The sequence below is a fragment of the Rodentibacter haemolyticus genome, assembly GCF_015356115.1.
In the GTDB taxonomy this organism is placed as follows: Bacteria; Pseudomonadota; Gammaproteobacteria; order Enterobacterales; family Pasteurellaceae; genus Rodentibacter; species Rodentibacter haemolyticus.
Window position 1 is genome coordinate 626,289 of sequence record NZ_CP063056.1, and the last position, 18,821, is coordinate 645,109.

Sequence of the window (18,821 nt, forward strand, 5' to 3'; positions counted from 1 at the left end):
GATTTCCTATTTAAATAAAGGATATTTCTGTAAAAAGATAAATAAAATCAATAAACCACCCCATAGTATCATTGTCATATAACTACTGATACCCAACATATTTAAACCGCTTTCAATAACCTGCAATAATATCAATGCGATTAATATACCGACTAATTTACCTTTACCTCCATCCGGATCGACTCCTCCCAGCACCGCTGCCAAAATAGAAATAAGTAAATAAGAGTCGCCATAAGAGGCTTTTGCCGAATTGAGTTTCGACATCATTAAAACAGCGGCAAAAATACATAATAATGAAGAAATAATATAAACGCTCACAATCACTTTTGAGGTATTGATACCAGAATAAAATGTCGCTTTTTCATTATTTCCAATAAAGTAAACCGCTTTACCTAAGGTTGTTTTTTCTAATATAAACCAAATGAATAATGCTAATATCAAAAAGATAATTAATGGGATCGGTACAAAAAATAAATCGCCAGAACTAATATCAAGAAAGCCGATAGGAAAATTAGCAATAGTAGATCCATCCGTTAATAAAATATTTAAACCGTTAATTAACGTCATTGTCCCCAATGTCGCAAGTATCGGCGAAACACGAATTACCGAAATCAACCCACCATTAACCAATCCGATAAAAACTGCACATAAGATGCTTAACCCAATACCTATTACCCAATAACTCAGGCTATCTTGTTTAATAAAATAAGCGATAATTAAAGCGCAGGCATTCATTGTTGCAATAATGGATAAATTAATCCCCCCGGTTAGCATTGTTATTGCCATAGCTAATGTTAAAATACCTAAGATAGCAATTTGTGATGCCATGGACTGAAAATTATCGACCGACCAAAAAACATCTGGAATTAAGATGCTAAATATTGAAATAGCCAATAAAAATAATAAGCAGAGATATTTTATTGTATTATTAGAATGTTGTTTCATCTATTCCCCCTATTTATTCCGATACTGAAAAAATGCGGTAGTACTGATACTCCAAATGATAATACAGCCGGTAACTACCATTTGCCAATAAGAAGATATATTCAATAAATTAAGTCCATTCTGAATTAACGCTAATAATATTACGCCCATAATTGTGCCTGATAACGTTCCTTTTCCGCCGGATAAGTTAGTTCCGCCCAATACCACTGCAGCTAAAACCGTTAATTCATAGCCTAATAAAGAATCCGGCGCAACCGATTGTACCGTATAAGATTGCACGACACCGGCAAGTCCCGACATTAATCCCATATATCCGTATACAAAAAGGTGTAAACGAAATAAATTAAATCCGATTCTTGATGCAGCTTCTTTATTTCCTCCCAAGGCATAAATTTTTCTTCCGATAGTGAGCTTATTCGTAATTATTGCCGTTAATAACACTGCCGCTAATGCAACCATTACCTGAAAAGACAAACCGTATTCGATTCCATCAGAACTAACCTGTTTAAAAACAATTATTTCTTGTTGAAACCAGTCAGGGAAATCATATAGCCAAGTTCCTTTTGTAATATATAACAATCCGCCATAGAAAATATTTAATGTTGAAATCGTGATAATAATAGACGGAACATTAAGTTTATAAACAATCACAGCATTAATCATTCCTAATAATACGCCAACAATAATTGAAATGGTGAATACGCCAATTAACCCCACATCATATTGTTGAATAAGAGAAATCATGACATATTGTGCAATAATCGTCATTGCCGGAAAGGAAATATCAATCCCTCCGGAAATTAATACTACAAATAAACCACAAGCTAAGATCATTAATATGGAATAGTTATTGAGTACATCATAAATATTTTCGATAGATAAAAAATGTTGTGTGAATATACTTAAAAATACTCCTAAAATAATGAGAGTCATAAGGAGTATTCGGTTATTCTGATTTTTCATACACAAGATCCTCAATTTCCTGTTCGGTACAACTTGAAGGTATAAACTCAGCGGCAATATTACCTTTCTTCATCACTAATATTCGATGACTATAATAATAGGCTTCTTCAATTTCATCGGTTACAAAAATGACGGAAATACCTTTCTTGGCAAGAGCATGAACTATTTGGAAAATTCCTTCTTTATTCGCAATATCAACACCAATAGTAGGCGCATCCAAAATCATAATTTGCGGATCACCGGCTAACCATTTAGCAATTGAAACCCGTTGTGCATTACCGCCTGATAATGTATTAACAGGTAAATCAATATTCGGTGCTTTTATTTTTAAGGCCTCGATCAATGTAGAGCTTAACTGCCGGGACTTTTTCCTAGATATAACACCGACAGAATTGGCAATATTTTTAAATACCGTTGAAATCATATTGTGATGAATGGATTCCTGCATAATAAGCCCGATATTCATTCGATCTTCAGAAACATAGGCGATCCCCTTACTTATTGCTTCCCGATTTGAATGCAACGTGATTTTCTCCCCGTTTAAATAAATTTCACCCCTTGTCGGTTGAGTAATGCCGAATAAACTTAAACATAATTCTGTTCGCCCTGCGCCCAATAAACCGACCAATGAGAGAATTTCACCTTTTCTAAGGGTAAAATTGATGTGTTGATATTGATGATTCAAGCTAAGATCTTTAACTTCAAGTACGGTCGGAATTTGTGAAAAGTCCGGAAAATTTAACCGCACTTTATGAATTTCTATTCCCGTCATTAGAAAGGCTAAGCGTTTTTCAGTCATTCCTTTAATAGGATATTTCCCGATCATATTGCCGTCTTTAAGCACCAATACCGTATCGGAAACTTCCATCACTTCTTTAAGACGATGGCTCACAAAAATAATACTAATTCCCTTACTTTTTAAATGAACGACAATATTTAATAGATGATTTACCTCCTTTGCCGTCAAAGATGCCGTGGGTTCATCCATAATTAATAACTTTGCGTTTTGAGCCAATGCCCGACAAATCGCCACTAATTGTTGTTTAGCAACTGATAAATTTTCTACGATATCATCTAAATTTAGATCCGCATTGATGCTGTCAATCGCTTGTTTTGCAATCAAACGAATCTTTTTTTGATCCACCCAACCAAAGCGGCGATAAGCACCCATCGCTATATTTTCGGCAACGGTTAAATTTGGAAATAACGATAGATCCTGATAAATGACTTGAATACCTTTAGCAACGGATTCTTCGGGAGTTAATTTTTGATAAGGAGTCGCACCAATAATAATTTCCGCCCCGCTATCAGGTTGGTAAACACCGGATAAAATTTTAATCAAGGTGGATTTACCACAGCCGTTCTGACCGGCAATACAAAGCGCTTCGCCATAATTAAGAGAAAGCTCCACCTGATTTAAGGCCTTGATACCATTGAAGGTTTTATTGATATTTCGCATTGAAATAAAAGGCATAGCACCTCCGAAAATAGAATATTGGAATATGGGTTCTATATGAACCCATATTGGTGAGTATTAATATAGGCTATCAATGTTTTCCTTAGTGACTTTAAGCACGTTGTGGAACTGTAGTAATTTTTTATCCGTATCGACTTTTGCTTTACCGATATTAGGAATCGCTAAACCCTCTTCAATTTTCTCACCATTTAACACTTTTGCAGCAACGGTAGCCAAAGCATAACCTGCATTGGCAGGATCATAGGTAATACCCATTGTAATATTACCGCTTTTAATTAAAGAAGCTGCCTGTGAAGGAATCATCATTCCGAATACGTTCAATTTACCTTTTAAACGTTTTTCCTTAACCGCCAAACCGGCACCAATAGGGCCTTGAGAGCCAAAAGACACCACGGCTTTCAAATCAGAATGGGCTTTAACCAAATCAATCGTCGTTCTGCGGGCATCATTAATATTTTCTGCAACCGGCATTCGACTGGTCACTTCAAACATATCCGGATAATGTTCTTTTTGGTATTTCACGAAAAGATCCGCCCATAAATTATGTTGCGGAACCGTCAAACTCCCGACATAAATCACATAACCGCCTTTTCCTCCTAAGGATTTTGCCACTTCTTCCACATAATCCGCAGCAAACTGAGCATTATCAATAATTTCAATATCCCAATCTGCGCTAGGTTGCCCTACCGACTCATTGGTTAAAACAACAATGCCGTTTTGTTTGGCTTTTTTTAATACGGGTTCCAAAGCACTCGCATCATTAGGTACAATCGAAATGGCGCTCACTTTTTTGGCGATCAAATCCTCAATTAATTTCACCTGCTGCGGAGCATCCGTATTAGACGGTCCAACCTGATAGGCATTGATATTATTATCTTTACCTGCCTGAATAACACCTTCCGCCATACGATTAAACCAAGGCATACCGTCAATCTTAGAAATGTTGACAATATCTCCGGCGAGTGCCGAACCGCAGAAAATCAGACTAAAAAGACCGGAAAGTAAAAAACCTTTAACGTTTTGCGTTTTCATAAGATTATCCTCATAAAAAATAAATGATGGTTCTTACCTTAATTTAATTCACATAATCACCACAATTAAGGCTGAAGAAATCTTAACGCTTTCCTTATAAAAAAATAGGTAACTTTCCGTTAAGGATATGGAAAAATCCGCTATAAAAAATGAAATGAGATCCTGATCACATTTCTGATTTACGATTTTGTTCACTTGCTCTGAATTGAGAGGGAGAAAGAGCGGTATGTTTTTTGAAAATTTTTGAAAAGTAGAGGGAATCCTCATAACCTAAGGATTTGGCGATTTTATGTATCGGTAAATTAGAAAAATAAAGGAGTTTTTTCGCTTCGCTGATACGCTGTTGTTCCCGCCATTGAATTAAACCGACACCCAAAGAATATTTAAATAAATGTGAAAGACGAGATTCGGATAAAAATACTTTTTGAGCCAAAAAATCTACACTCCAATTTTGAGATAAATTTTCTAATATTAAGTCACAAACCATTAATATTCTGCTATCAACAGGCGATGCCTCTTTCAGATTCTCCATTGAGACACATTTCATCAACAAATATTCCAACAATCCGGAAGCGATTTCTTGTTTTAATATGTCATTAAATTCCAGCTCATAGGCAACTTTAGTAAAAAGCTGGCTGATTTCTTGAAAATATCTCATTTCATCAATAAAGAGGCTGCCAATATTTTCACGCTTATTTGCCCAATTAAGCCATTTCAACCAAGCAGGTTTAGGATGAAAATAAATCCATTTAAAATGCCAATATTGTGATTCCGGCTGTCGATAATAATGGTGTAGAGTATTAGGCTGAAAAAGTAATACTTGTCCTCGTTGCACAGAGAAAAAATGCTTACCATCAAACACACAGCCTTTACCAAAAGTTGTTAATTGAAGCATATAGCCCTTCATTCCTTCCGGAAATTCAACGGCAAAGTCCAAATAATTTCCTTTTTCAATTTGGGTAATACCCGACAACACGCCTAAATCCGCTAAATCAATCTCATTGATTTTCATGCTCCGACCTTCTACATATTGGCTTATATATCAAAAGCGTTATTGTGCCGATAACATTGGATAAGCCTTGATGAAATCAGGTAGGCGATAGGCTTTGTTGAAAATTAACGTGTAATTGCTGCGATCATTATTTACCGAAATGGTTTCCGGAATGGGCTCATCCAAGCCAAAACGCCACGGGTGGTTACCGATACGGGTGATAAAATACTCATTACTGACTTCAAAAGGCCCTTCGTAGGTTTTGCCGTCAATATTGATGATTTTGTACTCTATCGGTAAGCTCACCGAACCATAAACGGTTTTCCAAAAGAAATAAGGCGAACCGGTCGGATTTAAAATCGAGCGATTCGTGCCTTCTCTTTGTTCCAATTCAATTGTCTTGCCATCTGCAAGTTGTAATTTGTGTTTACCCAGTTCTAGTATTACTTTCTGCGTTTGATGGGCTGCAAGGGTAATTTCTTTACCATCTAGTTTGAAGGTGATCATCTGCTCAGTCGGATTATCCGCATACACAATATTTTTGTCATACCAAGCCAGTAATTTTTCCGCTTCAAAAGGAAAATACTTTGCCACTATCTCCACCACAAGATTACGTTTGCCATCATCAGCATTATCAGAAGTTGCAGAAGGCTGCACAAAAGCAATCCCCACTAATCCCCCAATAAGAACAAATAAAGAAATAAGTTTTTTCATAAAATTCTCCTCAAAGTTACCGCACTTTATTACCATTATTATGTATCAGTTGCACAAATATTGTTAAATAACAATTTTGTAGAGCGGGTAAATTTTTGCCCACTGATTCAAAAAGGCGTTTCAATGCTAGGCAACAAGTTGCCCCCTCCTACTTTTCATCTTGTGCAACAGCTACATAATGGTGACTTATTAATAAACACCTCAAAGAGCGGTTAAAATTTTCGCTATTATATTATCAGTCTCACAAAGATAATTTTTGGATAGGGCGTTGAGCTCTGCGTAAGGCACCATTTCATCATTAAAGCTAACAATGGTGCGTTACGGCTTCGCCGAACAGTACCTCACAATGATTTGTGCAGATGCTACATAATAATATCGTTATTTTCTTACGGTATAATCGCCCTCACACACCCATTTATAGGTGGTAAGCGCTTCCAATCCCATAGGGCCGCGTGCATGAAGTTTTTGCGTACTCACCGCCACTTCCGCCCCTAAACCGAATTGCCCGCCATCGGTAAAACGCGTACTGGCGTTTACATAAATCGCTGCCGCATCCACTTGATTCACAAATTGGCGGGCTAAGGTTTGTGAAGCGGTTAAAATACTTTCGGAATGCTGAGTGCCGTATTCACGAATGTGTGCAATCGCTGTGTGAATATCTTCTACAACCAGTACATTCAAATCAAGCGATCCCCATTCTTCGTGTAATTGCTGCTCGGTTACTTCACTCACTGTCGCACCTGTTTGTTTTAAAATATCAAATGCGGTTGATTTTGCGTGATATTTCACGTTTTTCGGCGCAAGGTGTGCGACCAATTTCGGCAGAAATATTTCTGCAATAGAATGCTGTACTAATAAGGTTTCCAATGTGTTGCAAGTGCTTGGGCGTTGTGTTTTCGCATTATCAATCACTAAAAGCGCCTGATTTTGATCCGCACTTTCTTCAACAAAAGTATGGCAAACGCCCACTCCGCCGATAATCACAGGAATGGTGGAATGCTGTTTACAAAGCTCGTGTAAACCAGCACCGCCACGAGGAATAATCATATCCACATAGCGATCCAGTTTTAATAATTGCATAACAAGATCCCGATTCGGATCGGTAATGGCTTGTACGGCAAATTTCGGTAATCCTGCCAACTCTAAAGCATTTTGCACCACATCCACTAAAATTTTATTAGAAAACCGAGTTTCTTTGCCGCCGCGTAAAATCACCGCATTACCGGTTTTTAGGCAAAGGCTCGCCACATCAATAGTCACATTAGGACGCGCTTCATAAATCGTGCCGATCACCCCAATCGGTGTACGTACGCGCTCAATTTTTAACCCACTATCCAATGTGCCGCCATCCACAATCTTACCCACAGGATCAGCAAGCGAAACCACATGACGAACATCATCAGCAATCCCTTGTAAACGTTCAGGCGTAAGCAAAAGGCGATCAATCAATGCCTCAGACAAACCGCTTTGCTTTGCAAGTGCAATGTCTTTAGCATTTTCCTGCAAAATACGCTCTGCTTGTTGTTCTAACTGATCCGCAATAATGCCCAAAGCACGGTTTTTTTGCGCCGTATTTAATTGTGCCAAAATAAATGCCGCTGCTTTGGCCTGTTTCCCTATTTGTTCTAACATACCCTTTTATCCGCCTTTATTTGTAAAAAAGAAATGCCATGTAGCTTATCGCAAAAATGGGGAAGGTGGAATGGTTAAGATCAAGGATTTAGAAAATCCTTTTAAAATGGAATGTGGTTATTTGCCGTAATAAGCAAAAGTGCGGTCAAAATTGAGGGCATCTTCGGTATTATGTATCAGTTGTACAAAAGAATTTCATTATATTGGTAGAGGCGTATTGTATACGCCTAATTTCATAAGAAGATTTATCAGAGCGTATGCAATACAGCCCCTAAAATGATTTGTACAAAATCTACATAATGCTAGGTATTTTATAAGATTTCAGATCAATGCGCTGTTTTCACTAAGTTTTCCGGTATTATGTAGCAATTGCACAAAACATCGTAAATACCATCGTTCCTGTAAGGTGGGCAAATTTTTGCCCACCTTTCTAATTACGATATTTCAATGGTGGGCAACTAGTTGCCCCCCCTACCCCAAGAAATATCAAAGCGCTTTGTGCAACTGATACATAATACCGAAGTTTTCTCAGTGTTTTCTTACGAAGAACAATATTATCTAAGGATAAAAACTTTTACACCGGACAAATGCTATCCACATCCAATTTCGCATCAAATTCTTTTTGTAAACGCTGCAATTTTTTATCTTGTTGTAAAGCGTTGCGTGCTTGTTCGCGTAATTCTTGGTAAACCTGCTTGCGAATATCTATTGGCGTGACGATATTCCGATCATCCAATTGAATTTCAATGTTAATCGGAGTCTCATAAAGACGCTCAAAGGATTCTGCTAGTTCTTTTATGTTGCGGGTTTGGTGTAAATGTGCTTTTTCAGAATGCAATCCTAGGGTGATTTTATTTTCCGTTTTATCAAGTAAGAAACAGTTCATGGCAATTTCTTTAGAAAAACCGCTAATGCCGGAACCTTCGATCATATCCGTCCATTCATCAAGTTCCCTTGTGATCGCAGTAATTCGAGACTGTAATTCCGGGGTCATCTCATTTAAGATTGCCTGCTTAATATCGGAAGGGCGGACGGCGTTTTCCACTTTGGCAAGTTCCGGGTTACGCCATTCCCAGCGATAAGTTTCCGCATCTAAAATTTCCGGATCTTCTTGTTCCCGATCCGCATTATCCTCCATTGTATTCTCAAGAGTTTGGATATTTTGCGGTTCTATCGGTGCCATTTGCGGTGCGGTTAAAGCGGTTTTCTTCGGTGGTGTCATTTCACGCACGGGAAGTGCGGTCATTTTTCGCTGCGTTTTTTGTTCGTCTAATTGCTGTACTCGATGCAAGGCTTCCGCCACGGCATTCTGTATGCCTTGTTGATGAACTTGGCGTTCGTTCGCTTCAATTTGATTAAGCTGTTTTAAGGCATCTAAAGCGGCGAATCCGGCAAGATTTAGATCTTGATTTGTAGAAGAAACCGAGTGAGAGGATCTCGCCCCGTAAGTGGATTTGATGTTTTGCGACAACACCGGCACATCAATATAACCGCCTTGATTTTCGACCGCACTTTTTTCAATATGCGGATGATCTTCAGGCTGATTCGCCTTTGGTGCTGCCGTAAGGAACTTTGGGTGAAATGCCAATGCCCTCAATAAAGTCATTTCTGCGCCTGTACGATAATTCGGTGCGGCACTCAATTCTTTTCTGCCGGCAACAATCACTTGATAGAAAAATTGCACATCTTCCGGTGCGATATGTTTTGCAAGAAATGAAAGGTGTTCATTCTCATTGCCGATATTTTTCGGTAATAACTGCATTAAAGCGATTTGATGGAGTTTTTCCGCAACTTCTGACAATAACTCGTCCCAATCACCTGCTTTTTCAGACACGTTTTGAAGGGTTTTCATCAAGCGTTCGCCATTGCCTTGATGTAGCGCATAAATGATCTCTATGGCTTGGGTATCGTCCAGTAAACCTAGCATTGCATTAACAACATCCACCGTTACTTGACGATCTCCCATCGCAATGGCTTGATCCGTTAAACTTAAACTATCACGAATGCTCCCTTGTGCCGCTTTGGCTAATTTATCTAACGCCAAGGGCTCAAAATCAATGTGTTCTTGGGTGAGAATATGGGCAAGATGTTGTGAAATTTGCGCTTCATCTAAGGCTTTAAGATGAAATTGCATACAACGGGATAAAATCGTGACCGGCAATTTTTGCGGATCGGTTGTGGCAAGCAGAAATTTGACGTATTCGGGCGGCTCTTCCAAGGTTTTCAGTAACGCATTAAAAGAATGGCGCGATAGCATATGCACTTCATCGATTAAGTACACTTTAAAACGCCCGACCACCGGTTTGTACTGTACGTTATCCAATAACTCGCGCGTATCTTCAACTTTTGTGCGTGAAGCGGCATCAATTTCAATAAGATCGATAAACGAGCCTTGCTCAATGGCTTTACAATTTTCACATTCGCCGCAAGGATGATCCGTAATGCCGTTTTTAATACAATTTAAACCTTTGGCAAACAGGCGTGCGATGGAAGTTTTCCCCACACCACGAGTACCGGAAAAAAGGTAAGCATGGTGCAAACGCTGTGTTTTCAAACCATTAGAAAGTGCGGCGAGAATATGTCCTTGTCCCACCACATTTTCAAAGGTTTGAGGTCGCCATTTTCGGGCTAAGACTTGGTAGCTCATTTGCTGTTATTAATGACCTTCAAAATTAACTAAAGTATAACAATTCACGCCGAGATCGGTTAAACGTTTTTCTCCGCCGAGTTCCGGTAAATTGATGACAAATGCGGCATGATTCACTTTTCCGCCTAAACGTTCAACCAATTTTACGGTTGCCTCAACCGTGCCACCGGTTGCCAATAGATCGTCAATAATTAAAACGTTATCACCGGCAGAAACGGCATCCGTATGCATTTCTAAAGTGTCTTCACCATATTCTAATTGATAAGATTGAGAAATGGTTTCGCGCGGCAATTTTTTCGGTTTACGCACTAATTCAAAAGGCAAGCCTAAAGCAAGGGCAACCGGTGCGCCAAAAATAAAACCGCGAGACTCAGTACCGATTACTTTAGTAATATTTTTGTCACGATACTGTTCCACAATCAAATCAACCGCCGATTTAAACGCCGCCGGCACTTCTAATAAGGTGGTGATATCACGAAAAATAATTCCCTCTTTCGGGTAATTAGGAATGGATTTAATGGAAGATTTAATGAGTTCAAGTTGTGTGTTCATAAATTAGCTCAATTGCAAGAGACAAAATCAAGTTTTTTTAGGCTGGCATTCTATCACAAAATAGAAAGAAAAATGGAAGATTCATATAGGATATTGGAATGCCTGTTTAAGCTTTTGATTTTACTGAATTTCTTCTTATATTATGTCAAAGGAACAGTCAGTATGATGCTCCTATGCTCGGTAATAATATAAATCCCAAATAAAACAACACGATATGGAGAAGAGAATAATACTGAAATAAAATGAATTGTCGGGGATTGACCTTACTTTTACACAAAATCCTCCAAACAAGAATATTTGGAGGATTTAGTTAAAAGCTTCTAATAAATATTATTAGATAACTTGAACACCTTGTTGTACATACACAAGTTGATCTGACACACCTTGGTTTTGACTTGAATAAGTGTAAACATCGTAGGCTACGCCATCCACCACTTCGGTTTTCGCTTTAGCCCAATCGCCCACATTACCGCCAGCAATACCATTTGAAGTATCTCTCAAGTTAGGGGTGAGATCATTGATACCATTATTCGCACCCAAATCAACGGTATCTTCTGATGTCCCTTTAATATAGATTTTATCAATCGTATCTTTACTATCTTTCAGATAATTCAAGTTCACATCAAGGTTTTGACGACCTGTTGCGGTTAAATCAATGGTTTCCACATTACGAATATAGCTCATTGAATAATCACCGCCAGCTTTGGATAGATACAATGTATCAGTACCTGCACCACCATCAATATAAGATGCTCCACTAATATCGCCGGAAATTGTGATCTTGTCATCACCATCCCCAAGCTCGACACCAGTACGGGAAAGGGTAACAATCTCAACAGTATCATCACCAGCGCCCATATCAAGTGTACCGCCGTCAGCAAGTCGAATTTTAGCAAAATCGTTACCATCTCCAAGTTCCGCTTTACCAAAACCAGCTGCTAATACATCAACGGTTAAACTGTCATCTCCACCACCTAAATTTACTGTGGTAGAACCTGTGCCACGAAGCTGACCAAGTACCACGACATCGTTACCATCTTCGGCAGTAATAGTTGCCCCTGCTTGTACACGCCCTCCGACTTGAACAAGATTATTTCCTGCTCCCAATGTAATGGTTGCAGCATCAACATTACCATTTACCTGAACCACATCATTACCGGAGCCAAAGGCAAAAGTTTGTGCTCTCGTAATATAACCACCCACTTCTAAACGGTTATCTCCATCACCAAAGTTATAGTTTGATGAACCACTACCATCCAAGTTTGATTTGGCAGATACAATATCGTTACCACTACCAAATGTGGCAACAATAGTAGCCCCGTTATTTACTGCACCATTGATAAGAATTTGGTTATTTCCTTCACCCATATCAATATTGTATTGACCACCTGTCGCAATTTCAGCTGTATTAAATGTGAGCTTATCATTTCCTTCACCCATATTTAACTTACCACCACGCCAAGTTTGTAGGTTACCACGTAATTGAATATGATCGTCACCAGCGCCAGTATTTACGTTTAACTGACCACCGCCAACCATTGAAGCCATATTACCATTTACTGTTCTACCTTCATATTCACCAAGACCTACGATCAAATGATCATTACCCTCAGTAAATTTGAAACCATTGGCATTTGTCTGCTGACGAATAGCGACATTTGCTATTGTGTCAACATTAAAACGATTTGGCGTTGCTGGATCCGGCCCAGTTGTTTCATCCATATTGGAGAACAAGTTACGAAGCATCATCGTTTTCGTTGTACTAATATTACCCGCAGCATCAATCACTTCAACTTGCATTCCTGTCGTATCATAGCGATTAAATAACCCTGATTGGCTGAAATCAACCGTATAAGTTCCATCGCCATTATCTGTCGCAGTTACAGTTTGTGGTGTGCCAGCCATATCATTATATTTAATACGAATCGTTGCACCAACTTCTGAACGCTTACTTACACTAAAGGTCATTGCAGAAATAGAACCGGATTGTGGACCTGCCGTTGTAGAAGTCACTTCCATTGAATCGACTAAGGTATCTAAGTAAATATCTTGGCTCGTTGTTTGAACGACATTTCCATCTCTATCTGTTACTTCTGCAATATAACGATATTGTGTACCGTAAGTTTCAGGGAGATTGTCTGTATTCAATTTATAGTTTAAACCATCAGATGATGGCGTTGCAGTCATTTCCACACGATTGAAAACGGTTTCTTGTAATACTTTATCAGAACCCGAAATAACATTACCGTTATCATCTAGTTGATCAACCATTTGTTGTTCCACTTGAACACGATAGAATTTAATCGTATGTGTAGAATTTAACGCGGTATCTAAAGTGAAGGTTACATCTGGCGTATTATCATTCGTTAAACCATCTGCTAAGGATTTAATCGCTTGTAATTTTTCTGTCGTACTCACATCAATTTTCAAGCCATTTGAACCTACTGTACCAATATAACTTGGCAATGCAGGATCATTACTATCTAAAGATTGTAAAATCGATGCAGCATCAGTAGTATCATCAGCCAAATTATCTTTTACCTCGGTTGAAATTGTCGGTGGAATCGGATCAGGCAATGCCGTAGCTTTTGCTTCCTCACTAGTATCCGTACCATTAGTTTCAGTTGCTTTTACATCTGAATTATCCTGCACAACATTTGCTGGAATAATGACTTCACCTGTTGATGCATTAATAGAAACCAAAGGATCATTTATAGTCCAATATTCTACCGGATTCGCTGGATCCGTTAAGTCAGTTTGCTTGGTTACTGTAACTGTTTTCTCTCCACTACCATCTTGTGCGATATAAGTAATTGTCATTGATGTAGCATCACTTTCTTTAGGAGTAATTGTTACTGAACCATCATCATTTGCAACAACATCTGGTGCAGTATATTTATACTCTAAATCTGTTCCCGCGTTGACCGCATCCGCATCCGCCGTGCTGCCTGCTTCATTGGTACCTTTCGCATTCACCGGTTCGCCGTCTTTCACTTTATCCGCAGGGATAACGACTTTACCGTCTTCAACGGTTGCTCCCGTACCATCATCGTTAGTGACTTTCCAGCTACCGTCCGCTTGTTTTTCTGCAACAACGGTTTTGTCGTTTCCGTCTTCGTCTTTAAACGTCACTTCCACTTTGTTGTTGTCCGCACCCGGCTCAACGGTCACTTTGCCATCGTTATCCGGTGAAGTGATGGTTGGTTTATCCGCCGGATCATTATTCGTGCCTGCATTCACCGCATCCGCATCCGCCGTGCTGCCTGCTTCATTGGTACCTTTTGCATTCACCGGTTCGCCGTCTTTCACTTTATCCGCAGGGATAACGACTTTACCGTCTTCAACGGTTGCTCCCGTGCCATCATCGTTAGTGACTTTCCAGCTACCGTCCGCTTGTTTTTCTGCAACAACGGTTTTGTCGTTTCCGTCTTCGTCTTTAAACGTCACTTCCACTTTGTTGTTGTCCGCACCCGGTTCTACCGTCACTTTGCCATCGTTATCCGGTGAAGTGATGGTTGGTTTATCCGCCGGATCATTATTCGTGCCTGCATTCACCGCATCCGCATCCGCCGTGCTGCCTGCTTCATTGGTACCTTTCGCATTCACCGGTTCGCCGTCTTTCACTTTATCCGCAGGGATAACGACTTTACCGTCTTCAACGGTTGCTCCCGTGCCATCATCGTTAGTGACTTTCCAGCTACCGTCCGCTTGTTTTTCTGCAACAACGGTTTTGTCGTTTCCGTCTTCGTCTTTAAACGTCACTTCCACTTTGTTGTTGTCCGCACCCGGTTCTACCGTCACTTTGCCATCGTTATCCGGTGAAGTGATGGTTGGTTTATCCGCCGGATCATTATTCGTGCCTGCATTCACCGCATCCGCATCCGCCGTGCTGCCTGCTTCATTGGTACCTTTTGCATTCACCGGTTCGCCGTCTTTCACTTTATCCGCAGGGATAACGACTTTACCGTCTTCAACGGTTGCTCCCGTACCATCATCGTTAGTGACTTTCCAGCTACCGTCCGCTTGTTTTTCTGCAACAACGGTTTTGTCGTTTCCGTCTTCGTCTTTAAACGTCACTTCCACTTTGTTGTTGTCCGCACCCGGCTCAACGGTCACTTTGCCATCGTTATCCGGTGAAGTGATGGTTGGTTTATCCGCCGGATCATTATTCGTGCCTGCATTCACCGCATCCGCATCCGCCGTGCTGCCTGCTTCATTGGTACCTTTTGCATTCACCGGTTCGCCGTCTTTCACTTTATCCGCAGGGATAACGACTTTACCGTCTTCAACGGTTGCTCCCGTGCCATCATCGTTAGTGACTTTCCAGCTACCGTCCGCTTGTTTTTCTGCAACAACGGTTTTGTCGTTTCCGTCTTCGTCTTTAAACGTCACTTCCACTTTGTTGTTGTCCGCACCCGGTTCTACCGTCACTTTGCCATCGTTATCCGGTGAAGTGATGGTTGGTTTATCCGCCGGATCATTATTCGTGCCTGCATTCACCGCATCCGCATCCGCCGTGCTGCCTGCTTCATTGGTACCTTTTGCATTCACCGGTTCGCCGTCTTTCACTTTATCCGCAGGGATAACGACTTTACCGTCTTCAACGGTTGCTCCCGTACCATCATCGTTAGTGACTTTCCAGCTACCGTCCGCTTGTTTTTCTGCAACAACGGTTTTGTCGTTTCCGTCTTCGTCTTTAAACGTCACTTCCACTTTGTTGTTGTCCGCACCCGGTTCTACCGTCACTTTGCCATCGTTATCCGGTGAAGTGATGGTTGGTTTATCCGCCGGATCATTATTCGTGCCTGCATTCACCGCATCCGCATCCGCCGTGCTGCCTGCTTCATTGGTACCTTTTGCATTCACCGGTTCGCCGTCTTTCACTTTATCCGCAGGGATAACGACTTTACCGTCTTCAACGGTTGCTCCCGTACCATCATCGTTAGTGACTTTCCAGCTACCGTCCGCTTGTTTTTCTGCAACAACGGTTTTGTCGTTTCCGTCTTCGTCTTTAAACGTCACTTCCACTTTGTTGTTGTCCGCACCCGGCTCAACGGTCACTTTGCCATCGTTATCCGGTGAAGTGATGGTTGGTTTATCCGCCGGATCATTATTCGTGCCTGCATTCACCGCATCCGCATCCGCCGTGCTGCCTGCTTCATTGGTACCTTTTGCATTCACCGGTTCGCCGTCTTTCACTTTATCCGCAGGGATAACGACTTTACCGTCTTCAACGGTTGCTCCCGTGCCATCATCGTTAGTGACTTTCCAGCTACCGTCCGCTTGTTTTTCTGCAACAACGGTTTTGTCGTTTCCGTCTTCGTCTTTAAACGTCACTTCCACTTTGTTGTTGTCCGCACCCGGTTCTACCGTCACTTTGCCATCGTTATCCGGTGAAGTGATGGTTGGTTTATCCGCCGGATCATTATTCGTGCCTGCATTCACCGCATCCGCATCCGCCGTGCTGCCTGCTTCATTGGTACCTTTTGCATTCACCGGTTCGCCGTCTTTCACTTTATCCGCAGGGATAACGACTTTACCGTCTTCAACGGTTGCTCCCGTACCATCATCGTTAGTGACTTTCCAGCTACCGTCCGCTTGTTTTTCTGCAACAACGGTTTTGTCGTTTCCGTCTTCGTCTTTAAACGTCACTTCCACTTTGTTGTTGTCCGCACCCGGTTCTACCGTCACTTTGCCATCGTTATCCGGTGAAGTGATGGTTGGTTTATCCGCCGGATCATTATTCGTGCCTGCATTCACCGCATCCGCATCCGCCGTGCTGCCTGCTTCATTGGTACCTTTTGCATTCACCGGTTCGCCGTCTTTCACTTTATCCGCAGGGATAACGACTTTACCGTCTTCAACGGTTGCTCCCGTACCATCATCGTTAGTGACTTTCCAGCTACCGTCCGCTTGTTTTTCTGCAACAACGGTTTTGTCGTTTCCGTCTTCGTCTTTAAACGTCACTTCCACTTTGTTGTTGTCCGCACCCGGTTCTACCGTCACTTTGCCATCGTTATCCGGTGAAGTGATGGTTGGTTTATCCGCCGGATCATTATTCGTGCCTGCATTCACCGCATCCGCATCCGCCGTGCTGCCTGCTTCATTGGTACCTTTTGCATTCACCGGTTCGCCGTCTTTCACTTTATCCGCAGGGATAACGACTTTACCGTCTTCAACGGTTGCTCCCGTACCATCATCGTTAGTGACTTTCCAGCTACCGTCCGCTTGTTTTTCTGCAACAACGGTTTTGTCGTTTCCGTCTTCGTCTTTAAACGTCACTTCCACTTTGTTGTTGTCCGCACCCGGTTCTACCGTCACTTTGCCATCGTTATCCGGTGAAGTGATGGTTGGTTTATCCGCCGGATCATTATTCGTGCCTGCATTCACCGCATCCGCATCCGCCGTGCTGCCTGCTTCATTGGTACCTTTCGCATTCACCGGTTCGCCGTCTTTCACTTTATCCGCAGGGATAACGACTTTACCGTCTTCAACGGTTGCTCCCGTACCATCATCGTTAGTGACTTTCCAGCTACCGTCCGCTTGTTTTTCTGCAACAACGGTTTTGTCGTTTCCGTCTTCGTCTTTAAACGTCACTTCCACTTTGTTGTTGTCCGCACCCGGCTCAACGGTCACTTTGCCATCGTTATCCGGTGAAGTGATGGTTGGTTTATCCGCCGGATCATTATTCGTGCCTGCATTCACCGCATCCGCATCCGCCGTGCAGCCTGCTTCATTGGTACCTTTCGCATTCACCGGTTCGCCGTCTTTCACTTTATCCGCAGGAATTGTGAAGGTGTCATCATTGTTAATCACCACATTTGGATCAGCCGATGTCCAATTACCGTTGTTGTCTTTCGTGACTGTCGCCGTTTTCTCGTTACCGTCTTCGTCAGTATATTTAATCTCAACTTTGGTGTTGTCCGCACCCGGTTTTACTTTTACCGAGCCGTTATTTTCCGGTGTTAATACCGGCTTATCCGCACTGGTATCCTGCGGTTGTGGCTGAGGTTGTGGTTGTGGCTCAATACTTGGATCTGATTTAGCCTTATCACTGACTTTAGCTTTATTTCCGGCATCGTCCGTCCCTTCTGCAATAACTGTTGAACCGTCTTTCACTTTATCTGCCGGAATCGTAAAAGTGTCGTCATTAACAATTACATTCGGATCATCCGATGTCCAATTACCCTTGCTGTCTTTCGTGACTGTCGCCGTTTTTTCGTTACCGTCTTCGTCAGTATATTTAATCTCAACTTTCGTATTATCCGCACCCGGTTTTACTTTTACCGAGCCGTTATTTTCCGGTGTTAATTTCGGACTATCCGCTGCGGTGTCCGTATTCACATTATTATTGTTGTTATTGCTACCACTTCCGCCACTATCATGTGCTGCAATCGCAATGCCTGCTGCAAGTGGTACTAATGCTAATAACCACCATGGGTTAAACGCCCAAAATGCGCTGCCTAAGTCTTCACCACCCAAGGCTTGTGGGGCGGCAACTTGTTCCGCCAACATACTCACCGCATCGGATTTTAAACCCGATTCCGGTACATAAGCATAGATACCTCCGTTTTCGTGTTGGCCGACAACTAAGTTTGAGGTTTCTTCGCTGTTTTCATCTCCATAATAATTTTTGATGATGATATCTTCGCTCATATCGCCGTCTTCTAAGAAAAGTTTTAGATCTTTTCCTTCACGTTTGGCGATGATATTTTGTGGGGCTAACCCTGTTTGATCGTTAATTAATTGGTAATTTGATTTCTCTCTCGCTTCGATAATCAGTGCTTCACCTCGGTTAATTTCGTGGCTGGCAATCACTTTTTTTGCACTTAATACTTTTAATGTAGTTGACATAAGTTATCCTCTCT

At 41.4% G+C, this 18,821-nt stretch carries 10 protein-coding genes; all 10 read right to left on the bottom strand.

Annotated features, from left to right (window positions below; genetic code table 11):
• Positions 1-6: 6 nt before the first annotated feature.
• The 10 genes from IHV77_RS03160 to IHV77_RS03205 all read right to left on the bottom strand — a co-directional run bounded on the left by IHV77_RS03160 (position 7) and on the right by IHV77_RS03205 (position 18,807).
• Complete coding sequence (locus IHV77_RS03160; protein ID WP_194812695.1) at positions 7-945, bottom strand: ABC transporter permease; 939 nt, start codon at positions 943-945, stop codon at positions 7-9.
• Between the two features lie 9 nt (positions 946-954).
• A complete protein-coding gene (locus tag IHV77_RS03165) occupies positions 955-1,908 on the bottom strand; it encodes an ABC transporter permease (protein ID WP_194812696.1) in 954 nt (317 codons plus the stop codon).
• Entirely contained in the window at positions 1,892-3,382 is a 1,491-nt protein-coding gene (locus IHV77_RS03170) for a sugar ABC transporter ATP-binding protein (RefSeq protein ID WP_194812697.1), read from the bottom strand. Before IHV77_RS03170 ends, IHV77_RS03165 begins: the two co-directional genes overlap by 17 nt.
• A 60-nt stretch (positions 3,383-3,442) precedes the next feature.
• Positions 3,443-4,417, bottom strand: a complete 975-nt coding sequence (locus IHV77_RS03175) for a substrate-binding domain-containing protein (RefSeq protein ID WP_194812698.1) — start codon at positions 4,415-4,417, stop codon at positions 3,443-3,445.
• A gap of 166 nt (positions 4,418-4,583) precedes the next feature.
• On the bottom strand, positions 4,584-5,429 hold the full coding sequence (araC, locus tag IHV77_RS03180; RefSeq protein ID WP_194812699.1) for an arabinose operon transcriptional regulator AraC: 846 nt from the start codon (positions 5,427-5,429) through the stop codon (positions 4,584-4,586).
• Positions 5,430-5,468: 39 nt separating this feature from the next.
• Positions 5,469-6,122 carry a hypothetical protein gene (locus IHV77_RS03185; protein WP_194812700.1) on the bottom strand — a complete coding sequence of 218 codons (654 nt, stop codon included), beginning with the start codon at positions 6,120-6,122 and terminating at the stop codon, positions 5,469-5,471.
• Between the two features lie 378 nt (positions 6,123-6,500).
• On the bottom strand, positions 6,501-7,754 hold the full coding sequence (gene proA, locus IHV77_RS03190; RefSeq protein ID WP_194812701.1) for a glutamate-5-semialdehyde dehydrogenase: 1,254 nt from the start codon (positions 7,752-7,754) through the stop codon (positions 6,501-6,503).
• 574 nt (positions 7,755-8,328) lie between these two features.
• A complete protein-coding gene (gene dnaX, locus IHV77_RS03195) occupies positions 8,329-10,401 on the bottom strand; it encodes a DNA polymerase III subunit gamma/tau (RefSeq protein WP_194812702.1) in 2,073 nt (690 codons plus the stop codon).
• Positions 10,402-10,410: 9 nt separating this feature from the next.
• Positions 10,411-10,953, bottom strand: a complete 543-nt coding sequence (gene apt, locus IHV77_RS03200) for an adenine phosphoribosyltransferase (protein ID WP_194812703.1) — start codon at positions 10,951-10,953, stop codon at positions 10,411-10,413.
• A gap of 333 nt (positions 10,954-11,286) precedes the next feature.
• On the bottom strand, positions 11,287-18,807 hold the full coding sequence (locus tag IHV77_RS03205; RefSeq protein WP_194812704.1) for a hypothetical protein: 7,521 nt from the start codon (positions 18,805-18,807) through the stop codon (positions 11,287-11,289).
• Positions 18,808-18,821: the final 14 nt, after the last annotated feature.